Origin of the sequence: Chryseobacterium sp. KMC2 (assembly GCF_016756935.1) — a bacterium.
Taxonomy (GTDB): Bacteria; Bacteroidota; Bacteroidia; order Flavobacteriales; family Weeksellaceae; genus Chryseobacterium; species Chryseobacterium rhizosphaerae.
Map to the genome: position 1 here is coordinate 207,664 of NZ_JAESIT010000009.1, position 22,678 is coordinate 230,341.

15 protein-coding genes and 12 tRNA genes are annotated in these 22,678 nt (G+C 36.8%); 1 reads left to right on the forward strand and 26 read right to left on the reverse strand.

Annotated elements, in window-relative coordinates; genetic code table 11:
* The first annotated feature begins 35 nt into the window (after nucleotides 1–35).
* Nucleotides 36–1,460: an MFS transporter gene (locus JML65_RS12885; protein WP_202271095.1), complete on the forward strand. Its 1,425-nt coding sequence runs from the start codon at nucleotides 36–38 to the stop codon at nucleotides 1,458–1,460.
* Nucleotides 1,461–1,536: 76 nt separating this feature from the next.
* Here the strand turns inward: JML65_RS12885 and JML65_RS12890 are convergent, their stop codons facing one another.
* From JML65_RS12890 to JML65_RS13015, 26 genes are all read right to left on the reverse strand, one after another.
* Nucleotides 1,537–2,886: an SWIM zinc finger family protein gene (locus tag JML65_RS12890; RefSeq protein ID WP_202271096.1), complete on the reverse strand. Its 1,350-nt coding sequence runs from the start codon at nucleotides 2,884–2,886 to the stop codon at nucleotides 1,537–1,539.
* 4 nt (nucleotides 2,887–2,890) lie between these two features.
* Nucleotides 2,891–5,590 (reverse strand): DUF6493 family protein, encoded by a 2,700-nt coding sequence (locus tag JML65_RS12895; RefSeq protein ID WP_202271097.1) that lies wholly within the window; start codon nucleotides 5,588–5,590, stop codon nucleotides 2,891–2,893.
* Complete coding sequence (locus JML65_RS12900) at nucleotides 5,571–8,102, reverse strand: DUF6493 family protein (protein ID WP_202271098.1); 2,532 nt, start codon at nucleotides 8,100–8,102, stop codon at nucleotides 5,571–5,573. Before JML65_RS12900 ends, JML65_RS12895 begins: the two co-directional genes overlap by 20 nt.
* A 316-nt stretch (nucleotides 8,103–8,418) precedes the next feature.
* Entirely contained in the window at nucleotides 8,419–10,392 is a 1,974-nt protein-coding gene (locus JML65_RS12905; RefSeq protein WP_237390875.1) for an AAA family ATPase, read from the reverse strand.
* A 119-nt stretch (nucleotides 10,393–10,511) separates the two neighbouring features.
* Entirely contained in the window at nucleotides 10,512–11,063 is a 552-nt protein-coding gene (locus JML65_RS12910) for a 3'-5' exonuclease (protein WP_047489426.1), read from the reverse strand.
* Nucleotides 11,064–11,213: 150 nt separating this feature from the next.
* Nucleotides 11,214–11,777 (reverse strand): metallophosphoesterase, encoded by a 564-nt coding sequence (locus JML65_RS12915; RefSeq protein ID WP_084086766.1) that lies wholly within the window; start codon nucleotides 11,775–11,777, stop codon nucleotides 11,214–11,216.
* Between the two features lie 242 nt (nucleotides 11,778–12,019).
* Nucleotides 12,020–13,033, reverse strand: a complete 1,014-nt coding sequence (locus JML65_RS12920) for an RNA ligase, Rnl2 family (protein WP_115918055.1) — start codon at nucleotides 13,031–13,033, stop codon at nucleotides 12,020–12,022.
* 6 nt (nucleotides 13,034–13,039) lie between these two features.
* Nucleotides 13,040–13,411, reverse strand: coding sequence for a cyclic-phosphate processing receiver domain-containing protein (locus JML65_RS12925; protein ID WP_237390876.1), 372 nt, complete (start codon nucleotides 13,409–13,411; stop codon nucleotides 13,040–13,042).
* A 141-nt stretch (nucleotides 13,412–13,552) separates the two neighbouring features.
* Nucleotides 13,553–14,038 carry a ribonuclease H-like YkuK family protein gene (locus JML65_RS12930; protein WP_047489429.1) on the reverse strand — a complete coding sequence of 162 codons (486 nt, stop codon included), beginning with the start codon at nucleotides 14,036–14,038 and terminating at the stop codon, nucleotides 13,553–13,555.
* Nucleotides 14,039–14,147: 109 nt separating this feature from the next.
* A tRNA-Trp gene (locus JML65_RS12935) sits at nucleotides 14,148–14,218 on the reverse strand.
* Between the two features lie 8 nt (nucleotides 14,219–14,226).
* Nucleotides 14,227–14,299 (reverse strand) — tRNA-Gln (locus JML65_RS12940).
* A 66-nt stretch (nucleotides 14,300–14,365) separates the two neighbouring features.
* Nucleotides 14,366–14,438 (reverse strand) — tRNA-Phe (locus JML65_RS12945).
* Between the two features lie 71 nt (nucleotides 14,439–14,509).
* Nucleotides 14,510–14,585: transfer RNA gene (locus tag JML65_RS12950), tRNA-Leu, on the reverse strand.
* A gap of 236 nt (nucleotides 14,586–14,821) precedes the next feature.
* Nucleotides 14,822–14,893 (reverse strand) — tRNA-Glu (locus JML65_RS12955).
* An 81-nt stretch (nucleotides 14,894–14,974) separates the two neighbouring features.
* A tRNA-Tyr gene (locus tag JML65_RS12960) sits at nucleotides 14,975–15,058 on the reverse strand.
* Between the two features lie 483 nt (nucleotides 15,059–15,541).
* Nucleotides 15,542–15,613 (reverse strand) — tRNA-Asn (locus JML65_RS12965).
* Between the two features lie 5 nt (nucleotides 15,614–15,618).
* Nucleotides 15,619–15,692 (reverse strand) — tRNA-Ile (locus JML65_RS12970).
* A gap of 90 nt (nucleotides 15,693–15,782) precedes the next feature.
* Nucleotides 15,783–15,854: transfer RNA gene (locus tag JML65_RS12975), tRNA-Pro, on the reverse strand.
* Nucleotides 15,855–15,922: 68 nt separating this feature from the next.
* A tRNA-Arg gene (locus JML65_RS12980) sits at nucleotides 15,923–15,996 on the reverse strand.
* Between the two features lie 7 nt (nucleotides 15,997–16,003).
* A tRNA-Ile gene (locus tag JML65_RS12985) sits at nucleotides 16,004–16,077 on the reverse strand.
* A gap of 5 nt (nucleotides 16,078–16,082) precedes the next feature.
* A tRNA-His gene (locus JML65_RS12990) sits at nucleotides 16,083–16,155 on the reverse strand.
* Nucleotides 16,156–16,723: 568 nt separating this feature from the next.
* Entirely contained in the window at nucleotides 16,724–16,852 is a 129-nt protein-coding gene (locus JML65_RS12995; protein ID WP_167449355.1) for a penicillin-binding protein, read from the reverse strand.
* A 156-nt stretch (nucleotides 16,853–17,008) separates the two neighbouring features.
* On the reverse strand, nucleotides 17,009–18,031 hold the full coding sequence (locus JML65_RS13000; RefSeq protein ID WP_228406229.1) for a soluble NSF attachment family protein: 1,023 nt from the start codon (nucleotides 18,029–18,031) through the stop codon (nucleotides 17,009–17,011).
* Nucleotides 18,021–19,715 carry an APC family permease gene (locus tag JML65_RS13005; protein ID WP_202271099.1) on the reverse strand — a complete coding sequence of 565 codons (1,695 nt, stop codon included), beginning with the start codon at nucleotides 19,713–19,715 and terminating at the stop codon, nucleotides 18,021–18,023. Before JML65_RS13005 ends, JML65_RS13000 begins: the two co-directional genes overlap by 11 nt.
* Nucleotides 19,705–22,083 (reverse strand): hypothetical protein, encoded by a 2,379-nt coding sequence (locus JML65_RS13010; protein WP_202271100.1) that lies wholly within the window; start codon nucleotides 22,081–22,083, stop codon nucleotides 19,705–19,707. The genes JML65_RS13005 and JML65_RS13010 overlap by 11 nt, the downstream gene beginning before the upstream one ends.
* The coding region (locus tag JML65_RS13015) for a hypothetical protein (RefSeq protein WP_202271101.1) at nucleotides 22,074–22,678 on the reverse strand (605 nt) is incomplete at its 5' end. The genes JML65_RS13010 and JML65_RS13015, both read right to left, overlap by 10 nt.

Consider the following 22,678-nt stretch of genomic DNA (forward strand, 5'->3'; position numbering starts at 1 on the left):
GTCCTGAAATTTGTACTCTTATATTATCACACCATATGAAGGGTACAAACAATCGATCAACAGCTATAGAAAATACCTCCTGGTATGCTTTATTTTCTAATGGAAACGGAATAAAAGCCGTCACCTTGGCATTGGGGGTTATGCTTCACGCTACCAATGTTTATCTTGCTACAACAGTGATGCCTTCTATTATAAAAGAAATTGGAGGATTAGAATATTACGCATGGAATACTACTCTATTTGTAGTAGCTTCCGTTATCGGCTCTGTTATTTCTGCTAACCGGATATCAAAGCTGGGGCCCAGAAAATCTTATCAGTTGGCCATTCTGGTTTTTTCAGTGGGAACCTTAGTCTGCTCCCTGGCTTCATCAATGCCTATTTTACTACTAGGCAGGTTTATACAGGGACTTGGTGGAGGATTGTTGTTTGCATTGTCATATGCCATGATCAGAATTGTATTTTCGGAAAATTTATGGCCCCGTGCTATGGCACTCATTTCAGGAATGTGGGGTATTGCAGCTTTTTCAGGGCCGTTTATAGGGGGAATTTTTGCGGAACAAAATGAATGGCGATGGGCGTTTGGAATTCTTTTGATTATTTGCATGGTTATACTGATCATCTCTTCCCTTATTCTTCCTAATACAAAAAGTGCAAAGGAGATTCCTTCCATTCCTTTTTTGAAACTTTTAATGCTTGTTCTTGCTTCTTTTTCTGTTTCGGCCGGAAGTATTTTTGAGAATAGTTCAGTCAATATTGCCGGAGTAGTTCTTGCCTTATTTTTCCTGTATATGGTAAAGATCAGAGAAAATAAAAATTCAGAAGTCCGTCTTCTTCCTTCCGGTTCTTATAGCCTCTCTTCCTCTTTAGGAAAAGTATATGCTGTTATGTCCCTTTTGACAATTGCAACCTCCATTGAAATTTTTGTCCCTTACTTTGCTCAGGTACTTAATGGATTCTCACCGATACAGTCTGGATACCTTACCGTACTTATCGCTATCGGCTGGACTCTCTCTTCTATACTATTTTCGGGGGTGAAGGCTGATTTTTCCAACAAGCTGATTCTCTCCGGATGCACCCTGATGCTTATAGGTCTATCCGGGCTCACTATCATTTCCTTTCCTATGGATATCATCTCAACATCTACAAAGCTTGTTTTAACCTGTATTTTCCTGTTTGCCATAGGTATGGGAATCGGAGCCGGCTGGCCTCATTTATTAACCAAAGTATTCTCTTTAGCTCCTAAGGGAGAAGAGGAACTGACTTCAACTTCAGTAACTACAGTACAGCTCATCGCCACAGCTTTTGGAGCTGCATTGGCAGGTCTCGTGTCAAATATTGGAGGCATCACAAATCCCGGAGGTTTTGAAGGTACCCAAAATGCATCCTTAGTATTATACGGAACATTTTCATTAGCCCCTCTCCTTGCGATGATAATTATAGTGTTTAGAAATAAAAAATAAATAGGTATTGAATATTATCGTTATTCTAACGGACTCCGGCAAGCCCTTTGGGCTTGCCGGAACTATATATTAAACCTTAATCGGCCTTATTCACAATCTTTTTCACTGCCAGAACATGTTTGCAGGGGCCTCTCTCTCCCTGGTATTTACTGAACCATTCGCAGGTACAGCGTTCTTTTTTATCTTCAATAATTACCGTATGATGAACGCCTGTTCCTTCTACTCTGGCCTCAGTTCTTTCTTGAGTATGATGTAAGATTTCAACCTTTCCGTCTTCAATTAATTTTTCAGCATTTTTCAGACGGGGATTTAACCCTACAATACGACTCAGTTTAAAAGGCAGTTTCCGGTAGAAAAATCCATTATCATCCAAATCATAGCCCAGCATTCCCATTGCTGCCAGCCTACCTGTAAGATCAGCAACCTTTTTCAGGCTGACATTTTCTTCCAATGCCAGAACTGTTGTGCTAAAAGATTGATTGGCATAAGCATATTTATCCAATGCATCTATCCACTCATCAGCAACATCATTAATTAAATTATCTAATACAGCACCTTCTCCGGAAAATCCACGCCAGCTTTCTCTTGATAAAGAAAAACTGAATTTTATATTCCCCATATAAAGCTGCCATGTAGTAGACTGCATATTGGGATGGGCAAAAACCTTCATATGATCTATATAAGGAAGAAGAGGTTCCAGCAGACGAAGCCTGTGAATACCTCCCACACAAACTGCATCCATAGATTTCACAGGAGAAAACATGGGTTTATTTCCTCTTACAATAAGGTAATAGTCTGATTTCACTACTCCTTTCGGCATTCCTCTGAACAGCTGTTGTGTCTGAATTTTATTGAATGTATGCAGCCTTTCTGATTTGGATAAATAAACCTGAACCGTTCCCAATCCATTGATCCATTTTAAAGGCAGAGGAACTTTCCTCTCCACTACTTTTGTTTCTTCTTTATACAGGCCCACTTCTTTTTCGCCTACCGAAAGTACAATACTCTCGTTGGGACGAATGCTTCCTAAAGCATTAATCATAGGTTGATTAAAATCTACATTTGTAGTACCACTTTCCAGAAATTCTCCATCCAATCCATCAGGCAGAACATCTATACGTGCATACACTCCTGCACAGTGCGAAAATCCTTCAAAACGTAATCTTTCATTCCCTGCAGTCACAATAGGATCTTTAAGCAAGGCCATTTGAAATGGAGAAAGATTAAAGCTCGACTTTACAATATTTGAAAGACTAATCAGGCATCGGGCCAGGATAAATGGCTGTCTCACATTGCCCCAGAAAAAACAGGGGACATCAGTATTCTTCTGAATCTCGCTATATTTTGCAAGAAACAGTTCTTCCAGCGCTCCCTTTTTTACCAAAGATGATGATCTGGAATAGTTGTAAATAAGCGTATCTTCCATAAATTTATTTTTTAAGAAGAAGATTGCAGATTTTTTTCAGGCTTGAGTTTTCTTTCCAGTCGTTTAATTTTTGTTGTACATCTCCATTAGCTTCCGACTGGTTTAAAGCTAAGACTTCGTGATAAACCTCCAGTAATTTTTTTAAATTAGTGACAGGTTCTTCCATTTGAAGTAATATATTTGATATTAATTCTTCCAGTGCATGATTATGATTTTTACTGACATTCAGCATATGATGCTGCATAAGATCAGTTAGCCTTTTAACAGGCGCCCATTCCAGTTTTTCATGCAAGCCGATCACTTTTCCTAACTGTGCATTGTTGATCATTTGATGGGAAACATGTTCCAACCATATTTCGGCAGCAATCCCCCTGATTGTTTTATCGCCATCCAGGAAAATAGTTCCCAAAAAGAGATATCCCATTTCATCCAAAGGCTTTTTAATCTGATACAGGGCCTTGGCAGTATTCAGAACCAGATTTCTTTCATATACTTCTGCCAATCCCGAATAGAACAGACATATTTTAATCACTCTGGCAAGAATATTGGCCTGGGCATTGGGGAAACTCCACATAAAAGCAGGAATTTCAGAAAAATCCTTTTGCTCCGCAATGAAATACTCCATAAGCAGCTGATCCTTTCTCTTTTCAAAACGGTATTTTGGAATGCTTATGTTCAGCTCAACAGGGTAATATGAATTCTTATTACTGTCTATTGTCTTCCATTCATAAATTCCGGAAAAAAACTCCTGAGGGATATTTTCATAGCCAAAATCTTTAAACTCATCAAAAGCAATATCTTGAGATCGTGTGATTCCAGCGGTCACCCACCAGGCAGGATGTTCAAATTTTCCTTTAGGGCTTTTATGTTTTCCAAACAGGAACAACAGGAGATCTTTATATTCTCCTTTCAGATTTTTCTCAGCCAGTGACACTGCTTCAGAAACATGGTCTAATGCACATCGTTGTAAAGCCAGCTGCACATCCAGCGGATTAGGCTCAATATTTTTATTTTGGTAGGCCTCAAATCTTTCTACCAGCTTCACCGGAGAAATCCAGCAAGGAGCATGGGTTATGGTAGACAGCAGTGGGGTCTTATCACCCGATTGGATTTTATGATAAGCATCCATGGCAATTTCCTTGAATACGTTCATAGCAAGACCTCCTACACCAACCCCTTCTATTGGGCCTATTTTTTTATAATAACTTGAATAGGATTCTCTTGACGCCTCATTTTCACGCGTCTTAGCATATATTTTCTCCAGGTTTTTCAGTTCTAATGGGAATTTCTTCAATAAGCTTAACCCATAATTAATAACAAGGTTGCAGAGGATCACATTAAAATAGGGAACCTCCCATTTCGCAATTGTTTTACAGGCTTTCAGAAATACAGGTTCTATTAATATTACAGATTCTGTATTCACTTCATCACCAAAACGGATGAGCCCAGCCAACGCAATATCATAATAATAGCTTTCCGGATTTTCTATTGCCAACGGAAGAAGGAACATTAAATCTTCAAAGCTTTTAGGTTCTTCAACCCTGTTTTCTTTGGTAATTAATGCTAATTTCTCAGTTGTAATATCCTCCAGCTCTTGTTGCTGTGTATCTTCAATATACTTTGCCAAAACAGGACGTATATTAGTCAGTATATTATCTGAATAATGAGAAAGGGCTTCTTTTATATTTTCAGAAACAGGGATATATTTTATAATAATCTTTGATGCTTTAGACTGTATTCCGTCATCCTTACTTACAAATGCCGTGCTTAAAGCTATTCCCAACATCTCCGGGTTAACTCTTCTTCTCTGAAAAATTTTTTCCGTAAGGATAAGGCTGGAGGCCACTACGGTTTTGACTTCAGAACTTAATAAATTAGGCAGATAATGGGAAAATTCATCTATTTTAAATTCAGGATTCTGAATTATTTTTTTCAAATGTATCAATATGGTATTGATTGCTTTGGATTGGGCAGACGTTAATCCTGCCAATAATTCATTCTGAAGCTCCACAAGCTCCTCATCTGTTGGTTTTAATGCAGTAAATGCATCCATAAACCAACCGGTAACATTTTTATTAAAGTTCCTATTGGAAGCCAGCAGGCATTCTCTCAAAAATCTTTTTCTGTCAATTTTCTTTTCTGCAACCAGCTTTTGAATGATAGGAAACCATTCTTTATGGAATGGTAATGATTTAGAAGGATATTCACACAAATACCAGAAATGGGTTTTCAATGTTTCAGGGTGTTTATCCAGGTTCTTCGGATAATTGCACAAATGATACCCCAACAGCTCAGGTTTAGGGTGTATATATCCTTTCTCAGCCCATTCCAAAACGTTCTGATAATTAAATGTTGTAGATTCTGCCTCTACAGATTCATTGATAAAGTCTGAAAACCAGTCCGGGCATCCCCACTCCAGTATTTTCTCAGTCTGCTCTATATTCCGGAAAAGACTCCAATAGTTTTTCCCAAAATTTTTCTGATCCATACAGGCAAGTGATGCAATATCTACAATAGAATGCTGATCTACAGAACCGGCAGTATGGTAGGAGTTTTTAGTCATGACGATCTTATTGATCTCCCTGTCCATTTTTTTTATCGTCGGTACGAGTGCTTTTCTTTCGTCAACAGAAAGTTGTTTCAAAAAAGGTACGATCTCATGTATTTTTCCCTCATTAAGGATCTCATAAAGTCTTTCTTTCATGTGTTTTAATTTGATGAATAATTTTTTTCAGGTTATTTTCTCTTTCCCAATCCTGGAGCTTATCAGCAATAGCTTCGTCTGCTTCGGATTGGTTCAGGTTTAGTAGTTCATAATAAAGCTCAAGGATTTTTTTCAGATTAAAAACAGGTTTTTCAATGGCTGTAAGGGTGGAGATCAGCAGTTTCTCAAAAAGCTGATTATGTCTGGAACTCAAATTGATACATCCAGCCAGTCCGTCTGTCAGTCTTTTAACCGGAGCCAATTCAAAATTGATATTTTCACCGATTAACATTCCTAGTTCCCGGGCATCAAAATCCTTTGAAAACGCCCTATTTATCAGTACTTCAAAAGCCATACCAGAGAATGTTCTATCTTTATTCAGCAAGCCGGCAGATAGAAATACATAATGTATAGGCTGAAAAGGTAAATTCAGCTTCATCCATGCATCAAGGAATTTTATATTTCCTTTAATATCATACTGATAAACAGCATTGGATAAAGTCTCATTATATTTTTTTGCGAAAACAGAGCCTGAAAAATAAGGAGCTGTATATAGAATACAAGTCAGGTCATCATGATAAACGCCATGATAAGAATTGAATAAATAATCTAAAAGAGTTGAATCTTCCGGAATTTCTTTCCGGTTTTCAATACTTACCAATAATTGAGGGATTTCCTCCGTATTATTCCATTTATAGACTTTTCTGCTGCTTAGTTTCCAATCAAAATTACCTTCAAGATAGGCATTCTCATACCTGTCTGTAAAGTAATCCGGGTTAAAAACAGGTTTCAGAAAATTAAAATATTCTGCATTTAGTAGTTCTTTTGCATATTGTTCAGCTTGTTTCAGATTTTCTTTTTTCACCCGAAGGACAGCCATTTGAAGGTCGAAAGCTATAGGCTGCTCATGCTGATCCTGGTATATCTTTATTTTATCAATCAGTGTAAAAGCAGAAATCCAGCAGGGGGTATGATCCGGAACTGAAAGAAGCGGAAACTTCTTTCCTTCTTTTAAGGATTCGAAAATATCTAAAAAAAACTGTTGATAGGCTTTGAAAATTAAAGGGGTTCTTTTTTCACCCCAATTTTCCAATCGGGGAAATTCTAACCGGGCCTTCAGCAGAACTTCAGAAGCTTTCTTTTGCTTCAGCAAGCCATAATTGATGAAAAATGTAGCTAATAAATTGTGTAGCCCCGATGTTCCTTTTAATTTATAGGCTGCTTTAAATGCGGGCTCAAGCTTATTAAAATGATCATCTTCAAGTTCGTGATTAAGCCTCATCAACGTTGCCAGAAACTGATCGATATGATAAGTTTCTTTGTTATTGAACACCCGGGAAGCCAAAAATATAAAATCTTCTATCGTTTCTACAGAAGCTATAGGTTGTGGTTCATACCACAAACCACTTACAAAGTTCTGTCCTTCCTGATGTTCAGGTTTTTCTTCATCAATCAGAAACTGACCTAATAATGTGTGGGTATCTGAAAGAAAATTCTCTTTATAATACTTGAGTTCTTCTTTTATAATATGAGATTCCGGGTTACCATATTTAACAATAATTTTGGCTCCTTTCGTCTGTATCGTTTTATCTTTATTTAAAAATACAGGCATCAAAAGAACACCTATCTTTTCTCTGAATTCTTCATTGCTTTTGGCAATCTTTTCCAATGCCAGCAGTACCCCATTTAAAACATTCTTGGTAGAGAGTGTCAACAGAGGTTCTACAGCATCTAAAAATGCTTCTGTTTTAAAATCTTTTTCGGTAATAACAGGATTTAAAATCTTTAGTATTCCGGAGAACAATGACTGTTGTGTAGAATGAAAGACAAGAAACAGCTCTTCCTGTAATCTCAAAATTTCTTTATCTGTAGGCTCAAGATGGGCAAAAAGCTCCAGGTACCAGGCGTTATATTCTTTGGAAAAATTAAAGTGAATAGCCTGCAGAGCTGATTTTAGCACCCTGTTCCGGTCAATTTTATTTTGCTCAACAAGATTTTTTAACAGATCCTTCCAGTTTCTATCACCATAACGTTCCGTAACACTGCTTTCATATTCAAATAAAAGCCAGATATGTGACTCCAGGGTAACCGGATAGATAGATAATTCATCTTCTGAAAGTGATGATGTAAGCAGGGATGCACCTATTTCATCATTCACGGTAAGATAACCTTTCTGCTCCCATTCCAGCATTTTTAAATATCCAACTTCTCGTAAAAATGAATAGCTTTCTCCCAGCCATTCGGGAACATAAGATTCCAATAACTCATCAATAAGTGCTACCGGCATAGAATAATATCCCGGGCTTACTTTTTCATATTCATTTTTGGTTTTACAGCACGCCAAAGCCGCCAACACAGAAATACTATTGTGCCCCCATTCTTTATTTATAAATTTCTTTAAAAGAGCGGCAATTTCTTTTTTGTCTTTCGGTGTAAGCTTCTTCAGAAAAGGAACAATCTCCTTAATTTTATAGTTTAAATATATGGCTTTAAACCCCTCCTCAATAAGCATAAATTCATTCTTGGCGGCTAAAATAACAAAAAATGCCAGACACGCAGTAAATTATCCCATAAAAGTGATTTTTTTAACAAAATATTAAGTTAATAAAAGCCGTTGTACCACATATTTTACATATTAAACTAAAATCCCCTATTTAAGATATATGTTTACAATGGGGTCAGGAATTCACTTCCCACCTTAGATTAAACCTTGGGTTTGTTTGTTTCATTTCAACCTTATTCTACATTCTAAAAAATGGGTTAAAAAATGATCCTGTTTTTCAGCAGCACTACGGAAAAGATATCGTTGATTACCTCGAGAAAATGGATTACATTTTAAAAGTTCTTTCCACTTCTGTTAAACCCATTTTTGCCAGATGCCTGTAGACTGTTGCCAGGCTGAGATTTCTTTTTTCGGCAATTTCAAAAGGAGGCATTCCCTCATCAAATAATTGGAATGTAATAAGGTGCGTGGGCTTTTTTACAACAAGTATAGAAGTATCCATTTCATTGACTTCATCAAATAAAGCAACATCCAGCAAATAACATGCTTTCAGCCTGTCGATATAGTCTGCAAGGTCAGCAAGGAATATCTTAGTTTCTTCATTATAAGCTTTTAAACCTTTAGTACCTATCGTTTCTGAGTAAAAATTTTTTAAAGGCAGCAAAAAATCTTCAGCCACACTTTTATAAAAAAAGGTTACCGCGCCTTTACATTTATCTTCAATTTCGGACCATTGACTATTTCCTGCTGTAAAGCTTTTGGCCATTTGCTGAATGACCCTTTTAAATCTTTCAGATATTTTAAAAAGTTTTTCACTTTCTGCTTTACAATTCTTTGACAACACTTCCCATCTTTTCTGATCCGGAATGTCTGCTGATAATGCAGTATTTGTCCAGACCATTACTGCATCTTTTAACCATCCTGCATCTATGGTCATCTGAACTTTATGCAGCGTATGATCATATTTTTCCTGTTCAAGGAGCTCCTCCAGAATATCAGTAGCGTCGGTAGCAGTCTGAAAATCTTCAATCCTGGGATCTTTATAGATTGCTTTCTGCGGAATTTCAGATTTCAGAACAATTCCATCCAGTGTACGACAACGGCTTAATGCTACATATACCTGACCACTGGCAAAAGATTTTCCGGCATCAATAATCACACGATCAAATGTCAGTCCCTGACTTTTATGAATGGTAACAGCCCATGCCAGACGTATAGGATACTGTTCAAAACTACCCAGGACTTCTGTTTTGATATTCTTATCAGCATCAAGGCTGTATTTTTTATGTTCCCAGACCTCCTGCGTCAGCGTTATTTCTTCTTTGGTTTCATGTAATATGGCTTTTACAGTCTCATCATCCAAATAAGAGATTTCTGCAAGTTTACCGTTATAGAATTTTTTAGCAGGTGATGAATCATTTCTTATGAACATAATCTGGGCTCCTTCTTTTAACTCCAGAGTTTCCTCATTCGGATATTGGGATTCTTTAAAATCACCAATCACTGTAGCCTTATACAAGTGGGAATCCTCAGCGAGCTCAGCCAGTTTTTTCTGGTTAATATGATCTGCAATACGATTGTGTGAACACAGGTGGATATAGGATTCATTGTCAGGTTCAAATTCCGGTTTGTACCGGCTATTCAACTGATCAAGCTTTTGACTGCTAATATCTGCATGCCGGACTGCGTTAAGAATATCGAGAAATTCTTCGTCCTTCTGACGGTAAACTTTCATGAGCTCTACGGTCACCAAAGATACTTTCTGTAATGCTTTGGCAGAAAAGAAAAACGGTGTTTCATAGAATTTGGATAAAATTTGGGCTGCGTCATCTCTTACTACCGGAGGCAGCTGGTATAAGTCCCCTATTAGCAGAAGCTGCGTTCCTCCAAATGGTAGCTGATTTCTTCTGACCCGTCTCAGAGAATGATCCATCATATCCAGAAGATCTGCTCTTAACATGGATACTTCATCAATAACAATCAGTTCGATCTCGCGGAAAAGATCCAGTTTGTCTTTTCTGTATTTGAAATAAGGAAAGAGCTCATTGATATTCATTGCCAGATTAGGATCAATGTGTTCTGTGGTGGGCACAAACGTTCGTGACGGAATAGCAAACAGCGAATGAATTGTTACGCCACCGGCATTTATTGCAGCAATACCCGTTGGTGCCACAATGATATGCTTTTTACGCGTTTTTTTTACAAAATCGTTGAGGAAGGTCGTCTTCCCCGTTCCTGCTTTGCCTGTCAAAAATACGCTTCTGTTTGTATGTTCGAGTAATTCGACGAGTGCCTCCAATGAATAAAAAGTTTTAATCAAAGTTAAATCATAAAAAGCGATTCGCAATAGTAGCCATAAAAAAACTCCCTTTTTCAAGGGAGTCCATAGGATCATATCGTTTAGCTGACGACTGTATTTTAATAGTTTTTCAGGCACCAGTGCAGAATCTTTGCAATATTCCTGGCATCATCAACTCCCCGGTGATGGGTTCCTTCCAATGTAAGTCCCAATTCACCTAGGGCCCTGTTCATCCCGACACTTTTTCTTATGGTAGGATGAATCTCTCCGAATAAGGTTTTCACATTCATATGGTCATCTCCCATGGGATAATCCAGATAAAATCTCTGTGCCTGATCTTTAAGCATATTCAGGTCGTAGTTTCCATAGCTGGCCCATGTCAATTCTTCAGAATCGTACTCTGCTCTCAGGATGTCAAATGCATCTTCCAGCATGATTCCTTCGTTATCCAACATGTTCTGGGTAAGGGTTGTAAGTTCCGTACAAAAAGGGCTTACTTTCGAGTATTGCGGCTTCACCAAAATACCTTCATTTTTAGAGATCTTTCCAGTCTTTGCATTCATAATACAAACCCCGATTTCGATGATCTCACTTTCCTGACCTCTGGGCGGGCGGTTGTCCCAGCACGTTGCTTCCAGGTCTACAATTAATATATTTTCTGTTGTTTTCACTTGTTTAAATTTTTTAAAATGTTTTAATTAAAAGGTTAAGAGCTAAGATTCAAGAACCAAGAACCAAGATTCAAGAGGTCGGGAAATTTAAATACCTAACCTTACGTTTAGCTTTTGGGGCAAAAATTCTCCTGCTCTATAACTCACTCATTATTCTCTCGGTCCAAATGGAGGTGTCCATTTTTTCTTTTTCATTATTTCTTTAACTTCCTCATAGGAAACCGGATAGAAATCATGACAGTCTACCCCTACGTCAAAGCTCAACGCCATTTCATCATCCGGTAATGTTCCGTGTGAGTGCCCGTATAATTGCCAGATTCCACGATGGGATCCGTTCCAGGTGCGCATGGCGTAATGAAAGAGAATAATTTTCTGTTTTCCATTACCGTTCTCGGGTTCATCAACCTTAAGCTCATGGTAATCCCTTATCGAAGCAAACCGTTTGGGGTAAGTCAATGCTGCCCCTTCATGATTTCCTTTTATTAAATGGATATTACCATTCAGCCTGTCTAAAATTTCTTTAGTAAAATCAGGTTTTCCTAAACTGATATCTCCCAAATGGTACACGGTATCCCCGGGTCCGATTTTCTCATTCCATCTTTTAATCAGTTCTTCATTCATATGTTCCAAAGACTCAAAAGGTCTTTCGGAAAATTTTATAATATTTTCGTGACCAAAATGATGGTCTGCGGTAAAAAATATATTAGGTTTCATTTTTTTTAATTGTTGTTTAACCACCAAAGGACTTCACAATAAATAGTCATCTGATCTTCTTTATTTGCTGTTGAGATTCCTACGGAATGACCAACTGGATGTATTATGAAAATCAAGTATTTTCAAAATAACATAGGTGTTCTTCTCAAACGATTCATCGTGACTAAAAAATAACTAAATGCTTACCTTCTTTTGTGGTTTAGGTTTTATACATAAAAAAGTTCCGGTAAAAAATACCGAAACTAAACTTTAACGGTCATCAATTCTTCTTTGATAAAATCAATGACTAATGCATTCAACTTTTTGTTGATTCTTTTCTGCTCTTCTTTTTCAATGGTTGTGAAGACTGCCGGAAAGTCTTTTTCAAAATCTTCCAAAATATCCTGAGCAAAAAGACCGATAACTTTCCCTATGATTTTAGGTTCAAATTCACCAATCTTGCTCACTACATTATTCAGCCTGTTGACTGTTGCATACCTTTGTATTTCTTCCCAAATATTCTGAGCTGTTTCACTAAAATGGATTTGTTTTTGAACGGTTTTAGCCTGTTTTCTCACCATTTTAGATTTTTCAATCCATTTTTCATTCTTATTTTTTAGAATGACTCTTGCACCGTTTCCAAAATATTTCGTTTTCAAAGTCTTTACAATAGTTCCTTCACACATATTGTTCATTTCCGGTAACCCTAACCAGGTTGGAATTTTAGAATTGAAAACATTAGGGAACCTCAAAGCTTCTTCCAGGCTACCCTGAAACAAGGTCTTAGCATAGAAAAATCCCGTTTCCTCAAAAATTGAATTGATCATTTCTGTATCCAGATAAGTGACTCCGTTTAATTTGATATCGAAAGCATAAAATTCGTTGTAAGGGGCATACTCAATACCTTTTTGCACTTTTACAGCACCTTTTACCGGTTCTACATCTTTATGTTCGTAGCCACCACCGAACAATTCGCCATAGATCACTATAGTTTCAACATTCGGATCAATAGTTTTCACTTTCTGAAACACTTTAATTACATTTTTCCTGTAACGTTCCAAAATCTGATGGGCATTGAAAAATTTTTCATCTTTTTCAATAAAAGCAGTTCTCTTCGCGATCTTAATTTCCTTTCCGTCGGTAAAGAATGAGAAATTGGCACCGTGAACTTTTTCCTGTACGATGAAAACCTCATCTCCAAAACCCTGCATCCTGATCTGTTCGATCACGCGGGCCTGGTAAGCATTTTCTATAGAGTTATATGTTTTGAAAATCATTTTTTTTTAGTTTTTAATAGTTTTAAAATTTTTTAAAAGGCTCATAATATTGTCCTTTCCTACAGGATTCATCGAGTGGCAGTAGAATTTGGGTAAGTCTAAAGAATTATCCATACAAAATTCTATCAGCCATTTGGCGCACTCATATCCTGTTTTTTCAACACCTTCCGGGGAATCTGTTTTCAGATAACTTACATCTGCAAGGTCGTGGTCAAAAGAGATCATTTCCGGAAGTCCTTTTTCCAAAATCCTATTGACAAACTGTTCGTAATTCCGAACGATATGCCAGTCTTTTCTGAGAAAAATTTCCTGTTTGGTATAATGATATGCTTCAACAGGAAACCTTATATCATCCAGAAATAATAATCTTTTTGTCATTTCTATAATTTAATCTTTATAACTTGCATTTCTTACTGCTCCCAATTTGCACTAGACTGAACTAAGAAAAACATGGTTATTAATTTTTAAAGGTTCTTTTATTTACTTTTTACCATATGAATCAATGATCACAATATCTCCTTATACCATCATATCAGCACAATTGGAACTTGCGAAAGCAAAAGGCTTTGCTTTGAAGACATATCCCATTCCCAGAATATATCCCATCGCATCTTTTAATGCTACATTGGATTTAAAATCAGGATCGGTATTAATATCCGCGTGTACCTCCATTTCTACTCCATAGGTATCCAATACAGAACAAATTGTGTAGGCAATTTCCACAGATTTGTTGACTTCATTCAGCATTCTCTCTTTGATACTGATACTCTGTATTTCTCTTTCTTTTCTAATAAAGGTAAACGCTCCTTTTCCTTCACGAATAAATACTACTGCCGTAGCATAATTGATGGCTTCTCCATATACATGAGAATCTGATCCCACGCATACTTTCAGACGGTGTCCGTTTGCCAATTCGCGAATGATGGCTTCTTCTACCAGCTGTGTGATAGAGTGTTGGAAAATCTTTCCGTTCATATTCTGCCATGTTTGTTGTTGCGTTTCCATTTTTTCTACATATGTTTATTGATAATTAATAAATGATTACTGATTGATGAATGGCCAACAGTGAATTTAAAAAACTGACCGCAATGCGGATTGACTCTTCATTTTTTTGCACTCCGAACTGGACTCGAACCAATACTGTCAGTTTTGGAGACTGAAATGCTACCATTACAATATCGGAGTGGATGATGTTAATTCATTAGGATTCGAACCTAAACTACAAGAATCAAAATCTTGTGTGCTCAACCATTACACTATGAATCAGGCTATGAGTAATAAGCGATGCCAGAACTAATCAGGAAGTAATGATTACTTATCATTCATGTTTTGTGGAACAGACAGGAATTGAACCTGTACCTTTAGTTTTTCAGACTAACGTGCACACCTTGTACACCACTCTTCCGGCTTTTTATAAGTAATGAGTCATCGATAATTATTAATTTTCTCATTGCTCATTGCTTATCATTTATGTTTTGGTACGGAAAAAGGGACTCGAACTCTTAAAACCCTGATCCTAAATCAGGTGTGTCTGCCATTCCACCATTCCCGCAGTTTTTTATTAGTAATGATTTGTTTTTCAATGATTATTCATTACTTATTTAGGTTTGAGAAAGCTCTGTCTATTTAAAAACTATGCCTGTTAGTATTTGTAAAGATCAACTGCGCTTGACAAACCTTTCTCTTTTCCTAATTTCCATGTGCATGATGACTGGCCAAATGTATTTTCAAACTTGAATTTTCATGGTATCATTGTCATTCAATATTGACCAGTTCATGTACATTCTGTACTCTATAAGGGGATCGAACCCTTATTTTCTGCTCGAAAGGCAGGCATCCTCACCATTAGACGAATAGAGCAATAAAACCAACTGATCAGGAATCGAACCTAAACAACAAGAGTATATTTCCTGCATGCTGCCATTACATTATCAGCGGTTGTGGAAGTAGTAGGATTCGAACCTACTCAGCAATGAAGCAACAGATTTACAGTCTGCCCCGACTCTCCAACTTCGGCGTACTTCCATTTTCATGAGTAACTAGCAATGAGTCCCGTTTTCCAAGGGAGGAAATAAAGTTTGTCTTTATTTTTTTGTTTGATATAAGAACTTCTACGCTCGACAAACTTTTATATTTTCTCCTGAACTAATCTCATTTTAGTTATTTGAGATGGCTATGGGATTCAAACCCACTCAGCATATGCAACGGTTTTGCAGACCGCCCCGACTCTTCCACTTCGACGAACCATCAGATGATAAATGATGAATGGTAATGGATTGATTTTTACCACTATCATCTCGTTTAGATATTTAAAAACAAGAGCCTGTCATTATTTTTTATTTGATATAAGAACTTCTACGCTCGACAAACTCTTCTTTTTTTATCAATGGCAATCAGTTTGTGGGAGAAGGAAAAAGCTTGTCTATAATTTTCGTGTTTGGCGTAAAGATCTTCTGCTCTCGACAAACTTTTACTTTTCTCCTGAAACAATTAACATTTTATTATCTGCGATTCTGGAAAGACTCGAACTTTCAACTTCCGGTTTAACAAACCGGTGCTCTACCATTGAGCTACAAAATCTTTTGTAATTCCGGAAGGACTCGAACCTTCAACCTTCGGTGTATCAGACCGACACTCTAACCACTTGAGCTACGAAATCATTTTACTATGTGAACAGTCAGTGTTCTTTATGGTTGTTTTTTAATTCACTTATATAGCAACATTTACCATTGACTTATTCACTTTTTTGTCTGGAAAGCAAGATTCGAACTTGCGACCTCCCGCGTCCAAGACGGGTAAACAACCACCGTTATCTTTCCAGTTTTACAGATTCACTTCAAAATTCTTTTCCGAGAGACAGTCGGAGCTGAAATTTTCCGTGAATCTTTGTGATTCCGAAAGGAGTCGAACCTCTAATCCTGGGTTTAGAAAACCCATGCTCTATCCAGTTGAGCTACGGAACCATTTTTGTAATCTCAGAAGGACTTGAACCTTCAACCTTCGGTGTATAAGACCGATACTCTAACCACTTGAGCTATGAGATCATTTTGGGTATCTTCGGGGATCGAACCCTGTTCTCCGGTTCCACAGACCGGCGCTTTACCAAATAAGCTAAAGAAACCATAAAAAAAGCACCTCTTTTCGGGAGGTGCTTTATATATTCTAACGTAAGAAATCATTCACTGACCCACGTATATAAGCACCTTTTATCCACAATTCCACCATCAATAATACACAGAGGAGATATCGGCTCTTGTCCGAATACTCTTGAATACAGATTGAATATGTTATGTAATTGTTTCATTTTATTTTTTGTTTGTTTTTAAATTATTTTTTGAAATTCTGAAAACCTGTTGCTTTCAATTTTCGGTTGCAAAGTAAATATGATTTTTTGAAACCCGCAAATAAATTTTCAAATTAACTCATTGAAAATCAGTGGATTATATCGTATTTTAAGAATAAGAAATACCTGTCCGCAATATATTGCGGATATCTTAATTACCTAAATGACTGTCTCTCACCGGGTTGCTTATCACTCTATTTTATCGTATTAAAGTTTCATTGTTAGTTATTAAATTTTCATGTTTATGGTTATTTTTTTTCATTCTAAATAATTTCTGACCTAAAAAACAAAAAACGCCTCGAAAAATCGAGGCGTTTTTGCAGTATTTTGATTAAATTTTTACGGGTTTACAGTAAATAATTTCCAAAGTCAGCACATTTTGCCTCATTCCATATCGTCCATTCATATCCGAATAACCCCTTTGTAGATGGGCGTCCGCATAGTTCTGCATTGATATGTGCTCTTTGTATTGTCATAATTTTCTGGGGCAAAGATAAATCTTTTTTGTAATTATTTTATAATTTTCACAGGATGGGGTAATAAAACAGTTGTTTTGAGCGCTCATTTTTTTGCTACACCTGGCTTTAAAATTCGTACTATTTTCTAATGGATTTTAAATGTAACATTTACTTTCAATGTCTGAACATCTTATTTCTTCCGGTCTTAAATCTGGAGATATCTTTCAGGATCACCTCGTCATCGGGATTGAAAAATTTCAGTTCGTTTACAATTTCCGAACGTGTTCCTACTTTTTCGGCAATGATTTGATAAGCAATGTTTCTGGTTGTTGTTTGTAATTTCGGATCTTTTCTGAACTCATGTTTCATGGCATCCAGGTAGGTCATCTTTTTATAATCCGGAGTCTTTTCATATAAATTCCTAATTTCCGTTTCCAGCTTCTGAACATCATGGATATTGGCAAAATAGTTATTCAGGCAGTTGAAAGGATCTTTATCCTCCTCCCATCCTTTCAACAATACTTTTTGTGCCTCTTCTCTATTTTCCATCTTTTTACGATAGACCAAAGAAGCCTTTACCATCTGATTATTGGCTGTATAGTCATCAGCAACCATTTGGTAATAAGTATGGGCGTTTTCAAGGTCATTGATTTTTTTATAAAGATCACCTACCTTCTCCTTCTGCTCCATCTCTTTGTAAAGATCAATAGACTTTTTGTATTGTTTTGCTTTTTCATAGCAGATGGCAGCATCAGATTTATTGTTTAATTTCTTAAGATATACCGCCGCAGCTTCATTGTAAAATGCCCCATCTTCCAGGGTTTTTGCTCCTCTGTAATTATCCTGAAGTAAATTCATGTAGACTCTTGCTGCTTTTTTATACTCTTTTTCTGCAATATATTTCTCAGCGAGTTCTTCATATTTACTTCTTATTCTGTCAAACAATGAGCTTTCCAGATAAAAGCTTCCTCCACCTGCACCTCTTTTTCCTGAGTTTTGTGCATTCCGTTCTTTATCTTTTAAAGCAGCAATTACAATAAGGATAATAAATGCCACTACTAAGAAAATCACCAAAGTACCCACCACACTCCAGAAACTTTCATGAAATAGCTGGGCTACGATTCCGATCACCTTAAACATCACTAAAAGGACAAAGGCAGCCATGAATTTGTCTATAAATTTCTGTTTATTCATCATCTTCAGTGTTTAAAATGGTTTTATCTTCCCTGAACAGACGGTAAAGAAGTAATATAACACAAATGATAAGGGCCCATACAAACCAGTTATAACCAAACATTTTCACCAACGGATAAAACAGGTATACCAACATGGTGATAAGTATGGCAATTAAAAGAAATTTTATCCAGCCCGGTACATTATCACCTCCGAGATGTAAGGCTTTTTTCTTAAAGATAAAGAGATAGATTCCCACTGCACCAATCATAAAAATAATCAGATAAAGAATATCTGAAACCGGAGCCTTTTCTTCCGGCTTGCTCCCTCCTGCTTCCACTCCTTTTACCTTAGATTTTCCAACAGGTGCTGAAGAAGCATCTATGAGATCTATGGTACCATAAAGTCGTCCTAAAGAATCTGCCATCAGGACTTGTTTCTTCTTGACCAGGTATTTTACCACATCTCCATTGACAGGTTCTCCTCTGCTATATTGTTTCAGGGAATCTGAAAGCCTCCGTTTCAGTTTTTCTGTTCTCTCTTCAATATGCTTTTTAATCTTCTTGGTGTACACTATTTTGAGAGAATCCCTGCTCTGTTTTTCTTTGGTAACAAGCTTGTCTATATCAGGACTGATTTCATTAAGGCTTCTTCCTCCTGCTTTTCTGTACTGTTCCCTTTCCTTCTCTTTGGCCGCTATCATTGTACTCGCCACACGTACTTCCTTAGATAAGGCTGTTCTTTTTTCCTGATATATAGAATCAATTTTCTGATCTATTTCCGAGATTCCGGATTGAAAGGCCACCATATCTGAAGGGGCTTTGACTGCATCGGTAACAATACTTCCTGAAGAAATGCCAGTCTCTTCCTGCTCTTTCTTATTTTTATCGGATGGCAATGCAAATCTTAAAATAACAGCAATCACCAATACTGCCCAAAAAATCCGTCTTGAGTTTCTCACCCTTTTAGTTTCAGGTTTACCATCAGAGCTTCCAAATAAACCTTCAAACCAGGTAAATTTTTCAAAACCATCTCCTCTGGAAGTTCCCATAATATCCAAAGGAACTCCTAGCTCGATAGCTCTTTCAGGATATTTTTCAATATATTTTAAATACTTTTCAATTTCTTTTTTATTTCCGGCCATTACCTTTTTGAGATCAAAAGGCAGGTTTTTCATCCATTCTTCTTCAGTTTGTTTTGGCTGTAATGCTTCCAGGATTTTTTCATCATCCATTTCTACAGTATAGCTCTCAATGTTCTGAGGAATATGAACACCACTTAATGGTTTTCTGATTATTTCCTTTATTTTGTCAGGTTCCTGAATTAAAGTAATCCAATCGATTTCTTCCGATAGTTTGACCAATCCAAACTCTGGATGCATAATGATAAGCCGGGAATCCAGATGTTCCCAGTCTTCCGGATTAATCTTAGGATAAAAGGTTGTATTTTCAGGTATAAAAAACCTGTCATTTACCGACTGAAAGTAAGCATTTCTCCCAATCTCATGTGGAATTTGATCGTTAAAAATAAGAAAACACCCATACAGTAAATTGGGAATATCTGATGGGATAGCAAAAGATTGAACGTGATTTAGGTTGATCTCAAGTACCTCCATTTCCTGAAGCCATACTACAGGTGAAGAGCCTTTAATTAAAAGCCCTTTTTTAGGATATCTGTTTTTCGGAAAAGGTTTAATTCTAAGCTCCATAATCCAAGATCTGTTCTATAAATGCTTTTAAAAACCGGGAACACATTTCTTCCATAGTTTTCACTTTCAACAAGGCATGTTCGGGAAGATAATATTCTGAACCTCCAAATTCTGTATACGTAGCCAACGATAAAAATCCGTATGCTGTGGAGGGAACAAAAAACTCTTCAATTCTTTTATTACTGCTTATAAAAGTCAGTATTCCCCGGGAATCTGTAATAATTTCGCTTCCATCGGGAAAGGTAAATTTATTTTTATTCTGCTCTGCAAAAATTTTAATTTCAGATTTGTTTTTGCTAAGATTTAATGAATTTTCGTAGAGACTGCTAAGCTCATTATCTGAAATCACCAGATTATGATTTTCATTAATTCCTATTTTATTAAAACTATTGATAATTTTTAATCCGCTTCTATCGAGTTTGGCTACTTCCACCTCAACTTTCGCTTTGTTTCTTTCTATCTCTTTTTCCTTACCGGAAATAGCTTCCAGCGAAACATTTCCATCAATATTTATTTTGTAATGAACTGGATTGGCAGAATGGTACAGATAAAAACTTTTACCAAAATACAGCAGTTCATAGGAGTCTCCAATATTCATTCCGGTGAGATTCTGCTCAGAATATTCTTTTGTATTGATGTTAAGCTTGGAAATTAATTTTTTATCGGCCTGATATTGACACAGGATAAAATGCTGCTGTTTATTTTTCGCCAATGCAAACTGTCCTCTTGGTTTTACAGAAATCTTTTCAAATAAAACCTCACAGCCATGGAATGTTTTATAATAGTCATAAGAATGTCTGTCATAATAGTTATCTGACAGATAGGTTTTCAGCAAATGCTTTTTGGAACTTAAAACAAAAAATTCCCCTTCATATAAAAACTGAGCGATCTTACTGACAGGCATTGGAAATAAAATAGGATAATTTTGAGGAAGATCCGTTTTTTTCCCATTGATATTTTCAGCCACATGCTTTCTTCGTGGCGGATTAGCCCATAACTCCTGTAGAGGAAGCTTTATTTTCTGAATATGTTTTCTTGCTCCTTTATCATGTTTATAAAAATTGATCTCGCCGTCTGATGTAGTTGTTACCAGAAATTTGAGTTTTTCTCTGTTTTCATGGATTACTCTCTGAACCTTTTCATCTTTTATATTTTCCTGATGGGTAATAAAGAAAACTTCAATATCTTTTTCAGAATACTGTCCGCTAAAAAAACTTTCCAGTGTCTCTGAAACCTCAAGAACGGGGCTCACTTTGTTAAGGTTTTCAATAACTTCTTCTACCTTGTTGAACGACATCGGAACACTATCTTGTCCCAAGGCAAAAACCCTGCATTCTGAATGGGCTTTGGGATGTTTAATAATTGCCAAAGCTGAAGCAAAAGCCAACACTTTTGGGGTTCCCCAATTTCTAAGGGAGGTGTCGATCAGGATTACCCGCTCAAAAATATTTTCTTCAGGGGGAATTTCTCTTTGTATATAAAGGGCCTCATTATTGGCCACACGGCTCATAAATATTTCATCTTCATTGGCAAATTCTGAAAGAAGCATTCTGTGAAAGTCGCCTTTATTAGTCATATCAGAAATTCCTCCAATGGGTTGCTCTCCCGGAGAAAGGTGACGCATCGGAATTTTCAGTCCGCTCCAGATCCTTTTGATAAGGCTTCCTACCTGAAATGTTTTGGGCTCTTCCACCAATTCCCTGATAAAGTCTTTATCTGTATCTGAGGTTGTTTCTTCCTGTACCAGTTCATCATCCAGTTCAGGTTCCTCCACAAGTCCTTTCATTGCATCAATGATAGACTGAACGGTAGGAAATTTCTCATTGAGATCCAATGCTTTTAAATCTCTATTCAAAACAGATGGTCCGGCATATTTTTTTTCTGCACTTGAAGCCAGTTCGTGAGGTCTTTTATAATAGGCATTCAGATTAAGTTCTGCATTCACAGAAGAGATCCTGTGATGTACATCTTTAAAGAGAATCTGCAAAAGTATAATTCTATTTTGTCCCTGTTTATAAGTTTTGGGGAGTGATTTTATTTTTTCAAGAAATTCAATTTCTCTTACTGCATTAAACTCAAAATTCCCCATACTGTAGAAGTCAGCTGTACGTTTTAAGGGAGTTTCAAAATCGGTATATCCTTCCTGCATGGCATATAAAACCATAAGCAATGCTCCAAACGGAGGCCATCCCTGCAGCTGCAGCTCTTTCAGGATTTCCATTACATAGGGTCTGTAAGCAATGGCTCCCACTCCCGGGACAGAGAGCAGGTTATGATCATGATACCCGGAATCTCCGGGAACATCTTCATCGGTTTTCCATTCCCAGAAATAATTTTCATAGGACTGGAAGTATACCTTTAATTCCATTCTTTTGATTTTTCAGTAAGACGGAATGAGCTGACAGACAACTGACGGAAATCAGTATCCTTTAAGGAAAAATAATTTCCATTTTCATCCCATAAAAGCCACCCGTCTGATTCTTTATTATATTTCTGCTGTAAAAATGTACTCATATTTTTAAACTCAAAATCCAAACCTGAAGGCAGAAGATGCTTGTCTTTTGTCCAATATGTTTTTCCCGGAAGGCTTAATAACGGCGTTCCTAAGAACAGTGCTTTATCTCCTATGGTTGTCCAGTTTATTCTTTCAAGCTTAAATTTTGCTGTTCCGGCTATGCTTTCACTAATATCTGATATTCGGCTTAATAAAGCAATTACCGGCTGTTCTTCATTATTTTCTTTTAAGCGGATCTGAATTTTTTCACTAATTCCGAAATAATTTTGATTAGAAGCCGGAAATGTAAGGCACAATGCCTTATCTATCGGCGTCCAAAGTAAAGCAGAGCGCATCTTTTTACTTGGAACCAACGCATCTTTCCGGAATAAAAGACCATCATGCAGCTCATACAGTAAAAAATCTGGAAACTGATGAATTTCCGAAGCTATAACCTGTTCATCGGTAA